The organism is Actinomyces sp. oral taxon 169, assembly GCF_013394715.1.
In the GTDB taxonomy this organism is placed as follows: Bacteria; Actinomycetota; Actinomycetes; order Actinomycetales; family Actinomycetaceae; genus Actinomyces.
The window spans coordinates 1,038,606-1,051,701 of the sequence record NZ_CP058259.1 but is presented as its reverse complement, the minus strand read 5'-3'; the positions used below and the strand labels follow the sequence as shown (position 1 = coordinate 1,051,701).

14 protein-coding genes are annotated in these 13,096 nt (G+C 70.4%); 1 reads left to right on the top strand and 13 read right to left on the bottom strand.

Going from position 1 to position 13,096, the window contains the following annotated elements; all coding sequences use genetic code 11:
• Position 1 precedes the first annotated feature (1 nt).
• From HW274_RS04510 to clpS, 5 genes are read right to left on the bottom strand one after another with little or no spacing between them, the layout of a single operon-like run.
• Complete coding sequence (locus HW274_RS04510; protein WP_260679185.1) at positions 2 to 532, bottom strand: DUF3054 domain-containing protein; 531 nt, start codon at positions 530 to 532, stop codon at positions 2 to 4.
• Positions 529 to 1,326 carry an MBL fold metallo-hydrolase gene (locus HW274_RS04505; protein ID WP_185989307.1) on the bottom strand — a complete coding sequence of 266 codons (798 nt, stop codon included), beginning with the start codon at positions 1,324 to 1,326 and terminating at the stop codon, positions 529 to 531. Before HW274_RS04505 ends, HW274_RS04510 begins: the two co-directional genes overlap by 4 nt.
• On the bottom strand, positions 1,323 to 2,186 hold the full coding sequence (murI, locus tag HW274_RS04500; protein ID WP_218638310.1) for a glutamate racemase: 864 nt from the start codon (positions 2,184 to 2,186) through the stop codon (positions 1,323 to 1,325). Before murI ends, HW274_RS04505 begins: the two co-directional genes overlap by 4 nt.
• Before the next feature lie 30 nt (positions 2,187 to 2,216).
• Positions 2,217 to 2,897: a DUF2017 family protein gene (locus HW274_RS04495; RefSeq protein WP_185989306.1), complete on the bottom strand. Its 681-nt coding sequence runs from the start codon at positions 2,895 to 2,897 to the stop codon at positions 2,217 to 2,219.
• Entirely contained in the window at positions 2,897 to 3,226 is a 330-nt protein-coding gene (clpS, locus tag HW274_RS04490; protein WP_075254540.1) for an ATP-dependent Clp protease adapter ClpS, read from the bottom strand. The genes HW274_RS04495 and clpS overlap by 1 nt, the downstream gene beginning before the upstream one ends.
• Before the next feature lie 38 nt (positions 3,227 to 3,264).
• Between clpS and HW274_RS04485 the strand changes: the two genes are divergently transcribed.
• Positions 3,265 to 4,677 (top strand): nicotinate phosphoribosyltransferase, encoded by a 1,413-nt coding sequence (locus tag HW274_RS04485; RefSeq protein ID WP_185989305.1) that lies wholly within the window; start codon positions 3,265 to 3,267, stop codon positions 4,675 to 4,677.
• A gap of 93 nt (positions 4,678 to 4,770) precedes the next feature.
• Here the strand turns inward: HW274_RS04485 and HW274_RS04480 are convergent, their stop codons facing one another.
• The 8 genes from HW274_RS04480 to HW274_RS04445 form a co-directional block, all read right to left on the bottom strand.
• Positions 4,771 to 6,594 (bottom strand): DEAD/DEAH box helicase, encoded by a 1,824-nt coding sequence (locus HW274_RS04480; protein ID WP_075379566.1) that lies wholly within the window; start codon positions 6,592 to 6,594, stop codon positions 4,771 to 4,773.
• On the bottom strand, positions 6,591 to 6,956 hold the full coding sequence (locus HW274_RS04475; RefSeq protein WP_004565276.1) for a DUF3039 domain-containing protein: 366 nt from the start codon (positions 6,954 to 6,956) through the stop codon (positions 6,591 to 6,593). The genes HW274_RS04480 and HW274_RS04475 overlap by 4 nt, the downstream gene beginning before the upstream one ends.
• 91 nt (positions 6,957 to 7,047) lie before the next feature.
• Positions 7,048 to 7,788 carry a glucosamine-6-phosphate deaminase gene (nagB, locus tag HW274_RS04470; RefSeq protein WP_065361579.1) on the bottom strand — a complete coding sequence of 247 codons (741 nt, stop codon included), beginning with the start codon at positions 7,786 to 7,788 and terminating at the stop codon, positions 7,048 to 7,050.
• A gap of 140 nt (positions 7,789 to 7,928) precedes the next feature.
• Positions 7,929 to 9,650, bottom strand: a complete 1,722-nt coding sequence (locus HW274_RS04465; protein ID WP_185989304.1) for a transporter — start codon at positions 9,648 to 9,650, stop codon at positions 7,929 to 7,931.
• Positions 9,626 to 10,471: an ABC transporter ATP-binding protein gene (locus HW274_RS04460; protein WP_029316630.1), complete on the bottom strand. Its 846-nt coding sequence runs from the start codon at positions 10,469 to 10,471 to the stop codon at positions 9,626 to 9,628. Before HW274_RS04460 ends, HW274_RS04465 begins: the two co-directional genes overlap by 25 nt.
• 204 nt (positions 10,472 to 10,675) lie before the next feature.
• Positions 10,676 to 10,957 (bottom strand): HU family DNA-binding protein, encoded by a 282-nt coding sequence (locus HW274_RS04455; protein ID WP_185989303.1) that lies wholly within the window; start codon positions 10,955 to 10,957, stop codon positions 10,676 to 10,678.
• 202 nt (positions 10,958 to 11,159) lie between these two features.
• On the bottom strand, positions 11,160 to 11,909 hold the full coding sequence (locus HW274_RS04450; protein ID WP_185989302.1) for an N-acetylmannosamine-6-phosphate 2-epimerase: 750 nt from the start codon (positions 11,907 to 11,909) through the stop codon (positions 11,160 to 11,162).
• Between the two features lie 36 nt (positions 11,910 to 11,945).
• Positions 11,946 to 12,986, bottom strand: coding sequence for an ROK family protein (locus HW274_RS04445; protein WP_185989301.1), 1,041 nt, complete (start codon positions 12,984 to 12,986; stop codon positions 11,946 to 11,948).
• Positions 12,987 to 13,096: the final 110 nt, after the last annotated feature.

Below are 13,096 nucleotides of genomic sequence, written 5' to 3'. Positions count from 1 at the left end.
GCTAGGTGCCCTCCCTCTCCTGCTCGGCGAGGCGCCGCGCCACGGGCTTGGGGGTCAGGGAGTCGTGGGCCCGCACATAGCCGTAGAGCCATCTCCATCCGCCCAGGAACACCAGGAGGAAGGCCCCGGTCATCACCGCCCAGGAGGCCATGGCGGACACGTTGTCGAATGCGGATGCCGCCTGGCGCAACGCGGTCCAGACCACCCAGCTGACCCCCACGACGATGAGCCCCTCGGGCAGCGCCATCTCCAGGTGATCGGGGCGGGAGCGTCGCACGAGCCAGGTCACGCCCCAGGCGACGAGGAGGGCCGCACCCGCCTGCCACAGGGAGGCGGGAACCTGCCCGAGGCTGCGGGTGGAGGCGGCACCGAACAGGGCCACGAGGGCCACCGCCGCCAGGTCGGCGGGAACCACCAGCCACCAGCGAGTCCGTCTTCCCCGGGTCCAGGGGCAGTCCTCCCCGTCGGGAAGAGCCGGGGTGAAGGAGACGGTTCTGCGCGGGGCGGGGCGATCGTGCCCGTCAGCGCTCACAGCTCCCAGACGGCGTCCGCCGTCGCCGCCTCCAATGGGCCGGAGTAGACGGTTGCGGCCTCCTTGAGGGGCACGGCCGGATCCGTCCAGGGCTGGATGTGGGTGAGGACCAGGTGCCCCGCGCCGGCCTGGGCGGCGAGCTCGCCGGCGCGACGCCCCGTCATGTGCATGCCGCCCACGGTGTCGCGGCCCTCGACGAAGGCCGCCTCGGCCAGGAGGAGGTCTACTCCCTGAGCCATGTCGCTCATCGTCTGGCAGGTGTCCGTGTCCCCGGTGAAGGCCAGGCTGACCCGACGGGAGGGATCCTCCTCGCTGGGGCCCTCGATCCGGTAGCCGTAGGCCTCCACAGGGTGGAGCGCCTCGAAGGGGGAGATCACCAAGGGGCCCACGCTGTAGGACCTGCCGGGCACGGCGGTGACGAAGCCGAACTCCGTGGCGTAGCGCTCACTGGGCGGGACGCCGTCGACCCCCTGGAGGCGCTCCAGCAGCTCCGAGGGCCCCAGGCAGGCCACCGGCCCGAGCGCCCCGGTGGGTAGCCAGCGCCGGTAGACGTGCATGCCCACCAGGTCCACCATGTGATCTGCGTGGCAGTGAGAGATCGCAATGGCGTCGAGCTCGGCGGGATCGAGGTGGCGCAGCAGCTGCCCCATCGACCCGGGCCCGAGGTCCAGCACGATCGAGTAGGTGCGCACCGCGCCGTCAGCGTCGACTCCTTCGGCCTGCACCAGGTAGGAGGAGGCCGAGGATTGGGGGCCCGACATGGAGCCGGAGCAGCCGATAATCGTGAGTCTCATGCGGATCCTTGGTGGGAGGTGGGAGGTGAGGGAGGGTGGGGCGGCCCGGCAGGGGCGCCGGCTGCCCCAGGGGCGAAGGCGACATGCTCAACGGCGGTGACCTCGGGGCCCAGGAAGCGCCGGGCCAGGACAGAAAAGGCCTCCGGGTCGCCGGTGGAGGCGAAGTCGTGGCGCGGTTCGGGGGCCTCCGGTCCGCGCAGAAGGTTCTTGCCGGCCAGTGCCCGGTAGACGTCCTTGGCGGTCTCGTCCGAGGAGGTCACCAGGGTCACGTCCCGCCCCATGACGTAGGAGATCGGCCCCACCAGCAACGGGTAGTGGGTGCAGCCGAGGATGAGGGTGTCCACGCCGGCGGCCTTGATGGGGGCCAGGTACTCCTCGGCGACGTCGAGCACCTCAGGGCCGGTGGTCACCCCCCGCTCGGCCAGCTCGACGAAACGCGGGCACGCCTGTGAGACGAGCTCGACGCCGGGAACGGCCTGGAGGGCGTCGTCGTAGGCGCGCGAGTCGACCGTCCCGCGGGTGGCGATCAGCCCCACCTTGCCGTTGCGGGTCACTCGGGCCGCGGTACGTGCCGCCGGGTGGATGACCTCGATGACCGGGACTCCCCGCCCCAGGGTGTAGCGCTCGCGCGCATCGTGCAGGACGGCCGCCGAGGCGGTGTTGCAGGCGATGACGAGCAGCTTGACCCCGCGGTCCACGAGCTCGTCCATGATGCCCAGAGCCAGGGACCGGACCTCGGCGATGTCCCTGGGACCGTAGGGACTGTTGGCGGTGTCCCCGATGTACAGCACCTGCTCTTGGGGCAGCTGGTCGAGGACAGAACGGGCGACGGTGAGGCCACCGACCCCAGAGTCGAACATCCCGATCGGAGCATCATTCACACCGCGAGACTATGCGGGCCCTGTGCCCCCGAACAGCGCGCATATCAGTGATTCCTGCCACCAGGTGATCATGTCGTAGACGAGCGCCGTCCCCCGGTACCACTGCTCGCGAGACGTCTCCTCCTCAGGGGCCTCCTGGAAGGCGGCTGCGTGAACGGACTCGGCGTCCTGAGCCGACTCGATGCCCAGGCGCTGGGCCAGCACGAGCCGGATGTCATTGCTCGCCCCCAGCCAGTCGGACTCCTGGCCCGGGGCCACGAGCACCGTTCCCTCAGGGCCCGACGGCGCACGCAGCTCGGCGGCCATGTGCGCCAGGCGGTCGACCTTGTCACCCCGCAGGCGCGCACGAGTCAGACTGCTGACCTCCATCGAGGTGATGGGATCCTCCGAGGCCTGCGGGAGCAGGACGGCGATAACGGGGTCCGTGCTCGGGCGGCCGGGGTGAACGTGGTTGGTCGGCGGATCGAGATCGAAGTCCAGGGCCTCCAGGACCTCACGATCCCGCTCGCTCTCCCCCGGGCGCACCGGGTCGGGGCGCGACGGCAAGGAGGTCTCGGACTGGCCGGCCCCCTCGGGAGCATCCGCTTGGAGAAGGGCCCTCACCTCCAGGGCCAGCCTGGCCAGAAGCTCGCGCTCCCAGTCTTCAAGGCCGCAGGCCAGCCCCTCGGGGACGCGGCGAAAGGCTCGCATCAGCGACCTCCTGGAGAGTCGTCCGCACCAGCGTCGTCACCCATGGGCTCGATGGTGGCGTGCAGGCCGTATCCGTGCATCGCCGTGACATCGACCTCCATGCGCTCGCGGGCTCCCCGGGAGACCACGGCACGGCCGGTGGTGTGCACCTGCATCATCCGCGCCTCGGCCACAGGCAGCGAGAAACCGAAGTAGGAGTGGAACACCCAGGTCACATAGCTCATCGTGTTGACCGGGTCATCGTGAACCACGGTGCACCACAGGTGCTGGGCACGGACGCGCGACTCCTCCAGGATCTCCGGTTCCGCAACGGGCAACGAGGTGCTCATACCACCAGGGTAGCGGTGAGCCGCGATAGGTTGTTCCCGTGAACAGCTACGCGCCCTCTGCCGATTCCACCGCCGCCTCCGTGGACGTGTCCACGGCCTCAACCTCCTTGCTGACCGACATGTACGAGCTCACGATGCTGCAAGGTGCACTGGCATCGGGGGCCGCCTCACGGCGCAGCGTCTTCGAGCTCTTCGGCCGCAGACTCCCCGGGTCACGCCGCTTCGGTGTGGTGGCGGGCACCGGTCGGCTGCTGGACGCCATCGAGGCCTTCACGTTCACCCCCGCGCAGATCGACTTCCTGCACCGCACCGGGGTCGTCAACGACGAGACCCTGGACTTCCTGCGCGACTACCGCTTCTCCGGGACGATCCGCGGCTACGCCGAGGGCGAGTGCTACTTCGCCGGTTCTCCGCTGCTGACCGTGGAGGGCACCTTCGCCGAGGCCTGCATCCTGGAGACCCTGGCCCTGTCGATCTACAACTACGACTGCGCCGTCGCCGCAGCCGCCTCCCGCATGACCATCGCCGCCCACGGGCGTCCCTGCGTGGACTTCGGGGCGCGCCGGGCTCACGAGCAGGCGGCCGTCGCCGCGGCCAGGGCCTCGGTCGTCGGCGGTTTCGTGGGGACGAGCAACCTGGAGGCGGGGCTCCTCTACGGCATTTCCACCGTGGGGACCTCAGCTCACTCCTTCACCCTCCTGCACGACACCGAGGAGGAGGCCTTCGCGGCGCAGGTGGCCAGCCTCGGACCGAGCACCACGATCCTGGTGGACACCTATGACATCGCCACCGGCGTGGAGCGGGCGGTCAAGGCGGCCCGCGCCGCCGGCGGTGAGCTCGGGGCGGTGCGCCTGGACTCCGGCGACCTGGTGGCCGAGGCCTTCAAGGTGCGTGCCCAGCTCGACGCCCTGGGGGCGACCTCGACGAGGATCACCGTCACCAACGACCTCGACGAGCACGCCATCGCAGCACTGGGGGCGGCCCCCGTGGACTCCTACGGTGTGGGCACCAAGCTCGTCACGGGCTCAGGGCGCCCGACTGCGGCGCTCGTCTACAAGCTGGTGGAGCGCGAGGGCGCCGACGGCACCATGGAGGAGGTCGCCAAGTTCTCCTCGGGCGGCAAGTCCACCGTGGGCGGCCGCAAGTGGGCCGGCCGCATCCTCAGCTCCGAGGGCACGGCCGCCGAGGAGCTGGTGGTCGCCTCCAGCTCGCAGGACGAGGGGATGTCGGCGTTGAGCCAGGCCGGTGCCCGGCCGCTTCAGGTGCTCCTGGTCGATGAGGGCCGGATCATCGAGGAGCACCGCGGCAAGGAGGCCTTGAGCGCCGCAGCGGAGCGGCACCGGGCGTCGCGCGCCGAGCTCCCCTACGACGCCTGGCGTCTGAGCGACGGCGAGTCGGCGCTGCCGACCCGTCACATCGACCTCGACGGGCGAGGCGCCACCCGACGCTGACCGGCGGCCAGGGGCGCATCCCGCCCCTGGCCGGCGCTCCTTGTCAGCGTTGTCAGAGTTGTCGGCGTTGTGTCGTCAGCCTTATCAGCGCTGTCAGCGCTTGCCGACGAACCAGCGCCGCAGGGTCTGGATGCGCTTCTCGATCTCCTCGGTGGAGGCGGCCGCGACCTCCGGCCCCCCGCACACGCGCCTGAGCTCGTTGTGGACGACGCCGTGGGGCTGGCTCGAGCGGCGGGCCCAGGCGGCCACCAGCTGGGAGAGCTCCTTACGGGCCGCTGCTCGGCGCCGGGCGTCGTCGACGCCTGAGTTCTTGCGCCTCTGCGCCTCAGCGGCGGCCTGCTTCTTCTGAGAGGCGATCTGCTTGTCCTGGCGCTGGCGCAGCAGGGCGGTCACCTGCTCGGGCTCCAGCAGACCGGGCAGCCCCAGGTACTCCTGCTCCTCGATGCTGCCCACCATGGCGCCGGTGCCGAACTCGCCGCCGTCGAAGAGCACCCGATCGAACTCGGCCTGGCTGTCCATGGCCTCGAAGCCCGGCAGCAGCTCGGCCGAGGCGTTCTCAGTCTTGTTGGCCTCGGCGAGGAGCCGGTCCTCGGGACTGAACAGGGCGTCCTCCTGCGCCGCCGAGTCGGGGCGGCTCAGGACGTGGTCACGGGCCACCTCCATCTCCCCGGCCAGGGCCAGCAGCGGCGTGACCGAGGGGAGGAACACCGAGGCGGTCTCCCCCCTAGCCCGCGAGCGCACGAAGCGCCCCACGGCCTGGGCGAAGAAGAGCGGCGTGGAGGTGGAGGTGGCGTAGACGCCCACGGCCAGGCGGGGCACGTCCACTCCCTCGGAGACCATGCGCACGGCCACCAGCCAGCGGTCGGTCGAGGCGGAGAAGGCCTCGATGCGGCTGGAGGCGCCGTTGTCGTCGGAGAGGACCACGGTGGGGGCCTCACCGGTGATAGCGCGCAGCTGCTTGGCGTAGGCGCGGGCCTTGGCCTGGTCGGAGGCGATGACGAGGGCTCCGGCGTCGGGGACCTGGCGGCGCACCTCGGTCAGGCGCTGGTCGGCGGCGGCCAGGACCGCGGGGATCCACTCCCCCGCCGGGTCGAGCGCGGTGCGCCAGGCCTGGGACTCCAGGTCCTTGGTGAGGGGCTCGCCCAGGCGCGCCGCAACCTCGTCGCCGGCCTTGGTGCGCCACCGCATCTGCCCCGAGTAGGACATGAACATCACCGGGCGCACGACTCCGTCGCGCAGGGCGTCGGAGTAGCCGTAGGAGTAGTCCGCCTGGGAGCGCTTCGCCCCGGAGGCGTCCTCCTTGTAGCGCACGAAGGGGATCGGGGAGGTGTCGGAGCGGAAGGGGGTCCCGGTCAGGGCCAGTCGCCTCCGTGCCGGGGTGAAGGCCTCCCGGATCGCGTCTCCCCAGCTCAGGGCGTCTCCCCCGTGGTGGATCTCGTCGAGGATGACCAGGGTGCGGGCCTGGTCGGTGCGGGCGCGGTGCAGGTTGGCGTTGGCTGCCACCTGGGCGTAGGTCAGGGCGACGCCGTCGAAGCGCGAGCCGAGTGCCCCTTGGGAGTTGGAGTAGGAGGGGTCGATATGGATGCCGACACGGGCGGCGGCCTCGGCCCACTGGTACTTGAGGTGCTCAGTGGGGCAGACGATCGTCACCTTGTGGACGTCTCCGGAGCTGAGCAGCTCGGTGGCCACTCGCAGCGCGAAGGTCGTCTTACCCGCCCCGGGGGTGGCCACCGCCAGGAAGTCCTGGGGCATCGTCTCCAGGTACTGCCCGAGCGCAGCGGCCTGCCAGGCGCGCAGTGAACCTGCTGTCCCCCAGGCGGCGCGGCGCGGGTAGGCCGGGGAGAGGTTCTGGGCCGCCGACGTCGAGGCTCGTGTCGGGGTGGGATGGGTCGCCTGGCCGCCGCGGGCGGCGTTCACCGACCGCCTCGCCCGAACGGGAAGCGGGGGAAGCGAGGCCCCTTGCCGTCGCCGGAGCCCTCCCCGTTGCGCATCTCCTCGTAGATGGACTTGCAGGTGGGGCACACCGGGTACTTCGACGGGTCGCGCCCGGGCGTCCACACCTTGCCGCACAGGGCGACAACGGGACGCCCGGTGACAGCGGCCGCGGCAATCTTGTCCTTGCGGACGTAGTGGGCGAAGCGGTCGGCGTCGCCGTCATCGGTCGACTGGAGCTCCTCGCGCTCCAGGACAGCCGTACCGACGCCCTGGGTGGGCTCGGCGGCCGGGTCTGTCGGGGCTCCGGGCGATCCGGGATCGGCACTGGCGAGGACGTCTGTCATGCCGCCCAGTGTAGGTCGGACAGCGCGCACCGGCAGTCGCCCGCCCCGCCCCTGTGGGCAGGCTCTCCCTTGAGGAGAGCCTGCGCCGTCGTCAGTGCGTCGAGGTGAGCCGGCTGGCGGCGGCGGGATCGACCAGCACGAGGGCGTCGTCGTGACGCTGCATGACGGTCGCCGGCCACTGGGCGCTGACCTCCCCTTCGACGAGCTGGGCGATGGCCTCGGCCTTGCCCTCGCCGGTGGCGATGAGGACCAGTTTGCGGGCCTCCATGATGGTGGCCAGCCCCTGGGTGATGCACTGGGTGGGCACGGCCTCGACGTCGCCGCCGAAGAAGCGGGCGTTGTCCCGGCGGGTCTGCTCGTGGAGCTCGCCCAGGTGCGTGCGCGAGTCGAGGGCGCCGCCGGGCTCGTTGAACCCGATGTGCCCGTCGGAGCCGATGCCGAGGATCTGCAGGTCGCAGTATCCGGCCGCAGCCATCTGCGCCTCGTAGTCCCGGCAGGCGGCCTCGAGGTCCTCGCTCAGCGCGTCCGGGCCGTGGAGGGCGCCGGGACGCATGTCGACGCGGGAGCGCAGGTTGGTCTCCATGAAGGTGGCGTAACGCTCCGGGTGGCCTGCGGGCAGGCCGACGTACTCGTCAAGCATGAATCCAGTGACCTCGGCGAAGCTGAGGCGTCCGGCGGCGCAGCGAGCAGTGAGCTCGTCGTACAGGGGCAGGGGTGAGGAGCCTGTGGCGGTCCCCAGCACGGCGGCCGGTTTGTCCTTGAGCAATGCCTCGATCTCGTCGGCCGCTCGCTGCGCGATCGCCTGCGCGGAATCCAGAATGACAAGCTGCACGGTGATGTCCTCTCTGACATAACAACTGGTGGTTTGGGGTGTACGGATCTCTGAGAGCCGCTCACTGAGTGAGCGACTTTAAAGCAATCCTACCCCGAGTCATCAGAATCAATCACTCCGTTGCGGTGTGACCAGGGCGATCACACCGGCTGGGAGTGTCCCGGCCAGGTGCGGATCGTGGCGAGAACCTGAGGTCCTCGCCGATCCAGCACCCGCCCTCCGAAGACGACTCCGCCCCACAGCAGCAGACCGCACCACACGCCCCCCGCGACGAGCGCCACCCAGCCCCACACCGGCGCCCCCTGGACGACGCCGTAGACCGCCACCCCCAGGACCGGGGAGCACACAGCCAGGAGAAGCAGGATCGCCGCCATCTGAATGAGCGCGGCCAGGAAGGCCGTCCCCGAGGTCCGCGAGCGCATGGGGCTGTCCCCGGGGGCGAGTGTCTCGTAGGGCAGCAGGACGCTGGCAAGGCAGGACCAGGCCAGCGCACAGCCGTAGAGAGCCAGGCAGGCGCCGGTGACGGCGGGCAGCGCCTCCCATCGTCCCGTCCACGCGACCATGAGCAGGTCGATGACGACCAGCGCGGGAACCTGCCACACGGCGGCCCCGACCACCCGCCCCAGACGGTCGTGGGCCCCGCGGATCCCGGCGCTGATATGACTCCACAGGGCGGTGGAGTCCAGGCCGAGGTCATCGTGGATCACCCATCCCATGAAGACGGCCAGGCCGGGTGCCATGAACAGCAGCGGGGCCGGCGCGTGCCCGAGGGCGAAGCTGGTGTCCACCGGCTGGCCGTTGGCGCTGGCGGAGAACCGACTGGAGTTGAGAGAAGGACCCAGAACGAACACAACGGGAAGGAGCAGGGCGGACAGGAACTGAACCAGGTACCTGGGATCGGTGCGCCAGTAGCGCAGGCTGCGGGCCGCCACGGCGGCGGGCGCAGGCAGAGCGGCGCTGAGCCTGCGGGCCCACGGCAGCACGTCGGGCAGGCCCTGATTCCGTGCGTCGGAGCCCGCGCTATCGGCGGCGTAGGCCCGCGTCCGGGTGTGCGACGCCCCCGGAGAGGTCATCACCTTGCCCACCACGCGCTGCCACAGGGGCAGCAGGATCACGGGGAGGATCCACGCTCCGACCGCCAGCGCCAGGGCCGCCGGCACGGAACCGGCGGACATGAAGCCAGGAGCCGCGAAGGCCCACCCGAAGGGGCTCAGCCCCATGACCTTGGCCAGGGTCCGGAGCTGCTGAAGAAAACCGGTGAGATCGTCCCCGAGGATCCGGGCGATGAGATTCGGTGCCTGCGTCACCACCAAGAAGACGACAAAGGCGATGATCGCCGTCGTCTCACGCCCCCGGCGCGAGGAGGAGATGCCTGCGGCCGTCACGAGGATCCGGGACAGCAGGACACAGGCGGCCAGGGCGGCCGGAGCGCACAGCAGCGCCAGGAGCGCCGCCGCGAGCTGGCCCGCCAGCAGCCAGGTGAGAACCGGGATGAGGCAGACGGCAGCCGTGATGCAACCGGGGATCCCCAGGGCGCCGGCAGCCACCAGGCCGAGCGCCAGCCCTCTGGACGGAGCGGCCCAGGCCGCCATGGCGCGGGGATCCAGGGTGGAGTCGACCCCGGTGACGAGTAGTGGCACCACGGCCCAACCGGCCACCAGTAGCGCCCCGAGAGCCCCGAGAACCAGCCCGATGACGTCAGGGGCGGCCTTGAGCCCCAGTCCGACGGCGCCGGCCAGTACCATGACGAGCGCCCCGATACCGTAGAGGGCCCCGAACACGGTCCCGATGACGGCCCAGACGTTCTTGGTCAGCGCGTTGAGGGTCAGGCGCCACTTCAGCTTGACGAGGGTCGCAACCATGACAGCCCCTCCGTTCGCACATGGCCCCCCACCAGCTCGGTGAAGCGCTGCTCGAGGTCCGCACCGGCGGCGACCTGCTCCGTCGTGCCTGCGGCGACAACCCGGCCGGCATTGATGATGGCCACGTGGTCGCACAGGCGCTGCACCGTGGCCATGACGTGGCTGGAGATGACCACGGTGCCGCCGGCGGCGGCGTAGTCCCGCAAGATCGCCTGGATCGTCTGGGCGGAGATCGGGTCGACGGCCTCGAAGGGCTCATCCAGGACCAGGATGGAGGGCGAGTGAACCATGGCGCAGGCCAGGTGGATCTTCTTGCGCATACCCGCCGAGTAGTCGGCGACCAGGGTGGTTCCGGCATCCCACAGCCCCAGTACCTTGACCAGCTCGGTCGCCCGGGGCACGACGACGTCGCGCTCGAGCCCGCGCAGGAGTCCGGAGTAGGTGACGAGCTCAAGACCGTTGAGTCGGTCGAAGGTGCGCAGCCCGTCGGGCAGGACCCCCAGGAGGGTCTTGGCCCGCTGAGGCTGCGTCCACACGTCGACGCCATGAACGAGTACCTGACCGGCGTCGGGTCGTAGCAGGCCGGTGGCCATCGACAGGCTGGTCGTCTTGCCCGCTCCGTTGGGGCCGACGATGCCGTAGAAGCTCGATACGGGAATGTCGAGGCTCAACCGATCCACCGCGACTTTGCGATCGAAGGCCTTGACCAGCCCCCTCATCTGAAGTGCTGGAACGGAGGCAGGAGCGGGCGAGGCCCCGGCCAGTGCGCCAACCGCGTCTGTGCCGTCGGGCGAGCTCACCGCGAATGTGGAAGCAGACATGTTTCCACTGTAAAAGCCTTATCCTATTCAGCCCTCGGCCGCAGGGAGGAGATCACTGATCCCGACATCCTCCCGGAGAACCGCCCTGAGCATCATCAGCCCGATGAGGAGGGCACCGCAGGAGAACACGATTCGGCCCGTTGCCACGCCTCGGCTGGGCGGCAACGGGCCGGAATCAGGACATCAGGGGCGCGGCCCCACGTATCACTCGGTGACAGCCTTCTTCAGCGAGGAGCCGACGGTGACCTTGACACCGTAGCCGGCGGGGATCTGAATCTCCTCACCGGTGCGGGGGTTGCGGCCAGTGCGTGCGGCACGCTCGACGCGCTCGATACCCATGAGGCCGGTGATCTTCACGGCCTCACCCTTGGCGACGTTCTCAACGAGGACATCCTGGAAGGCTCCCAGGAAGGCGTCGGCGTCGGTCTTGGTCAGGCCGGCCTTCTCGGCGATGGCGGCGATGAGCTCGGTGCGGTTGACGGACATGTCTTCCCTCTCGATCGTGGACGGACACCCTTGTGTGGTGCCACTTCTGGCAACGCTACGCATAAAACCTTGGGTTTGTCAGGTCAGACCGGAGTGTCGCGCTGGGTAGCGAGTAACAATTCGCACATTTACACCACAGCAGTCACATCCGTCACACGCGGAGCGAGTCGCGGAACGGCGCCGTTTCCTTGCGCCCTTCCGTTCATTCCTTCCACAGGGCGCCGGGCAGCGCGTTGGCGAACCACGAGGTGATGGTCGTCGGGTGGGTGATGGCGGTTCCGACGACGACGGCGAAGGCGCCGTGCTCCATGGCGGCGGCCGCCTGCGCGGGCGTGTGGACCCTGCCCTCCACCACCAGCGGGACCTCCGCGATGCCGGCGATCTGGTCGACGAGCTCGAGGTCGGGCCCGTCGGTCTTGGGACGCTCCCCGGTGTAGCCGGCCAGGGTGGTCCCCAGGATGTCCACTCCCGCGTCCTGTGCGGCCTTGGCGTCATCCAGGGAGCCGCAGTCGGCCATGATGAGGACCTCGGGGCGGGCCGCTCGCAGCCCCTCGACGGTCTGGGCCAGGCTCAGCCCGTCGGGGCGGGGGCGCCGGGTGCCGTCCAGTGCCACGATCTGGCTTCCGGTGGCGGCCACGGCGATGGCGTGGGTGAGGGTCGGGGTGATGAAGACGCCGTCGTGCCCGTCCTTCCACAGGCCGATGACGGGGACGTCGACGTGCTGGCAGATGAGGGCCAGGTCCGCCAGTCCTTGTGCACGGATGCCGACGGCGCCGCCGGCGACGCAGGCCTGGGCCACCTGGTCCATGGTGCGGGGGTCGCGCATGGGCTCGCCCGGGTAGGCCTGGGCGGAGGCGATGAGCCCTCCCCTGAGGCGTTCCAGGACGGGGTGGCCCCCCGCCGTGGCGCTCTGCGCCTGCGTTGACGGCTGTGAAGACGACTGCTCGGTCATAGGTGTGTCCTGTCTGATGGCGCCCAAGCCCGGCGGCTAGGGGCGGTGGTTGTCGTTGCTGGAAGCCAGGGCGAGGGCACCGCGAGCCGCGCCGACGATCGGCGCAGTGGTCCCCAGGGTGGCGGGAAGGATCTTGATGGGAGCCAGGGGGTCGATGATCTCTGCGGCGAAGGTCTGCCGCAGGGGCTCCCACCACAAGTCACCGGCGCGGGCCAGGCCACCGGAGACGACGACGACGTCGGGGTCGATCACGGTGACCAGTCCTGCCAGTGCCCTGCCCAGGCAGGTGGCCGAGTCACGGTAGACCTCCGTAGCGATGTCGTCCCCAGCAGCGGCACGCTCCTCGACCCCGCGGGCGTCGGGAACGTCGGGGTCTCCGCCCTTGGCCAGGTAGCGGCGGTGGATCTGAGGTCCGGCGGTGACGCCCTCCAGGTGCCCCGTCCTGCCGCAGGTACAGGGTTCGCCCTGGGCCCCGGGGACGGGGACGTGGGCGATCTCGCCGGCCACGTGATGGGCGCCCCTGCGGGTTCGCCCATCGAGGACGAGGGCGCCGCCGACCCCTGTGCCCACCGCCACCATGAGGACGACCTCGGCCCCGGTACCGGCACCGAGCCAGGCCTCTCCGGCGGCGTAGGCGTCGACGTCGTTCTCGACGTGGATCGGCAGCTCACCCAGCCCCTGGGCGGCGAGCCGCTCGCGAACGCCGGCCGCTACCTGCGTGCCGGCCCATCCGGTGATGGCGTCAGTGGCCGACAGGATGGTCCCCCGCTCGACGTCGACGACGCCGGCGGTACCGATTCCAACCGCCGTGATCGCCGCGGCCTTGCCGGGTTCCTGGTGCGTTCCGGTCTCGACGACCGTCGCGATCAGGCCGCTGATGGCATTGAGCATGGCGGAGGGACCCTCGTGAGCCGGGGTCGGGCAGGAGCTCACCGGTCCTTGCAGGGTCCCGCCGGAGTCGACCAGTGCGGCGGCCATCTTGGTGCCGCCCAGGTCGAGTCCGACGACGAGCGGGGCCTGACCGGACGACGATGATGATGGGGCAAGGGGGGTGGATGGGAGGACATCCTGACTCATGACGCTCTCCGACGGGATACTGGGCGCTGGCGCACCGGGGTGAAGAATGAATGAGGGGCGGCCGCAGGAGGCCGCCTGATGCGAGGCTCTAGGCCTCGCTGCTGCCACGG

What these genes read in the sequence shown, in the direction of transcription:
- HW274_RS04505 (WP_185989307.1), bottom strand. Translation starts at nt 1,326, where the DNA reads ATGAGACTCACGATTATCGGCTGCTCCGGCTCCATGTCGGGCCCCCAA.
- murI (WP_218638310.1), bottom strand. Translation starts at nt 2,186, where the DNA reads ATGTTCGACTCTGGGGTCGGTGGCCTCACCGTCGCCCGTTCTGTCCTC.
- HW274_RS04495 (WP_185989306.1), bottom strand. Translation starts at nt 2,897, where the DNA reads ATGCGAGCCTTTCGCCGCGTCCCCGAGGGGCTGGCCTGCGGCCTTGAA.
- clpS (WP_075254540.1), bottom strand. Translation starts at nt 3,226, where the DNA reads ATGAGCACCTCGTTGCCCGTTGCGGAACCGGAGATCCTGGAGGAGTCG.
- HW274_RS04475 (WP_004565276.1), bottom strand. Translation starts at nt 6,956, where the DNA reads ATGACAGACGTCCTCGCCAGTGCCGATCCCGGATCGCCCGGAGCCCCG.
- HW274_RS04465 (WP_185989304.1), bottom strand. Translation starts at nt 9,650, where the DNA reads ATGGTTGCGACCCTCGTCAAGCTGAAGTGGCGCCTGACCCTCAACGCG.
- HW274_RS04460 (WP_029316630.1), bottom strand. Translation starts at nt 10,471, where the DNA reads ATGTCTGCTTCCACATTCGCGGTGAGCTCGCCCGACGGCACAGACGCG.
- HW274_RS04455 (WP_185989303.1), bottom strand. Translation starts at nt 10,957, where the DNA reads ATGTCCGTCAACCGCACCGAGCTCATCGCCGCCATCGCCGAGAAGGCC.
- HW274_RS04450 (WP_185989302.1), bottom strand. Translation starts at nt 11,909, where the DNA reads ATGACCGAGCAGTCGTCTTCACAGCCGTCAACGCAGGCGCAGAGCGCC.
- HW274_RS04445 (WP_185989301.1), bottom strand. Translation starts at nt 12,986, where the DNA reads ATGAGTCAGGATGTCCTCCCATCCACCCCCCTTGCCCCATCATCATCG.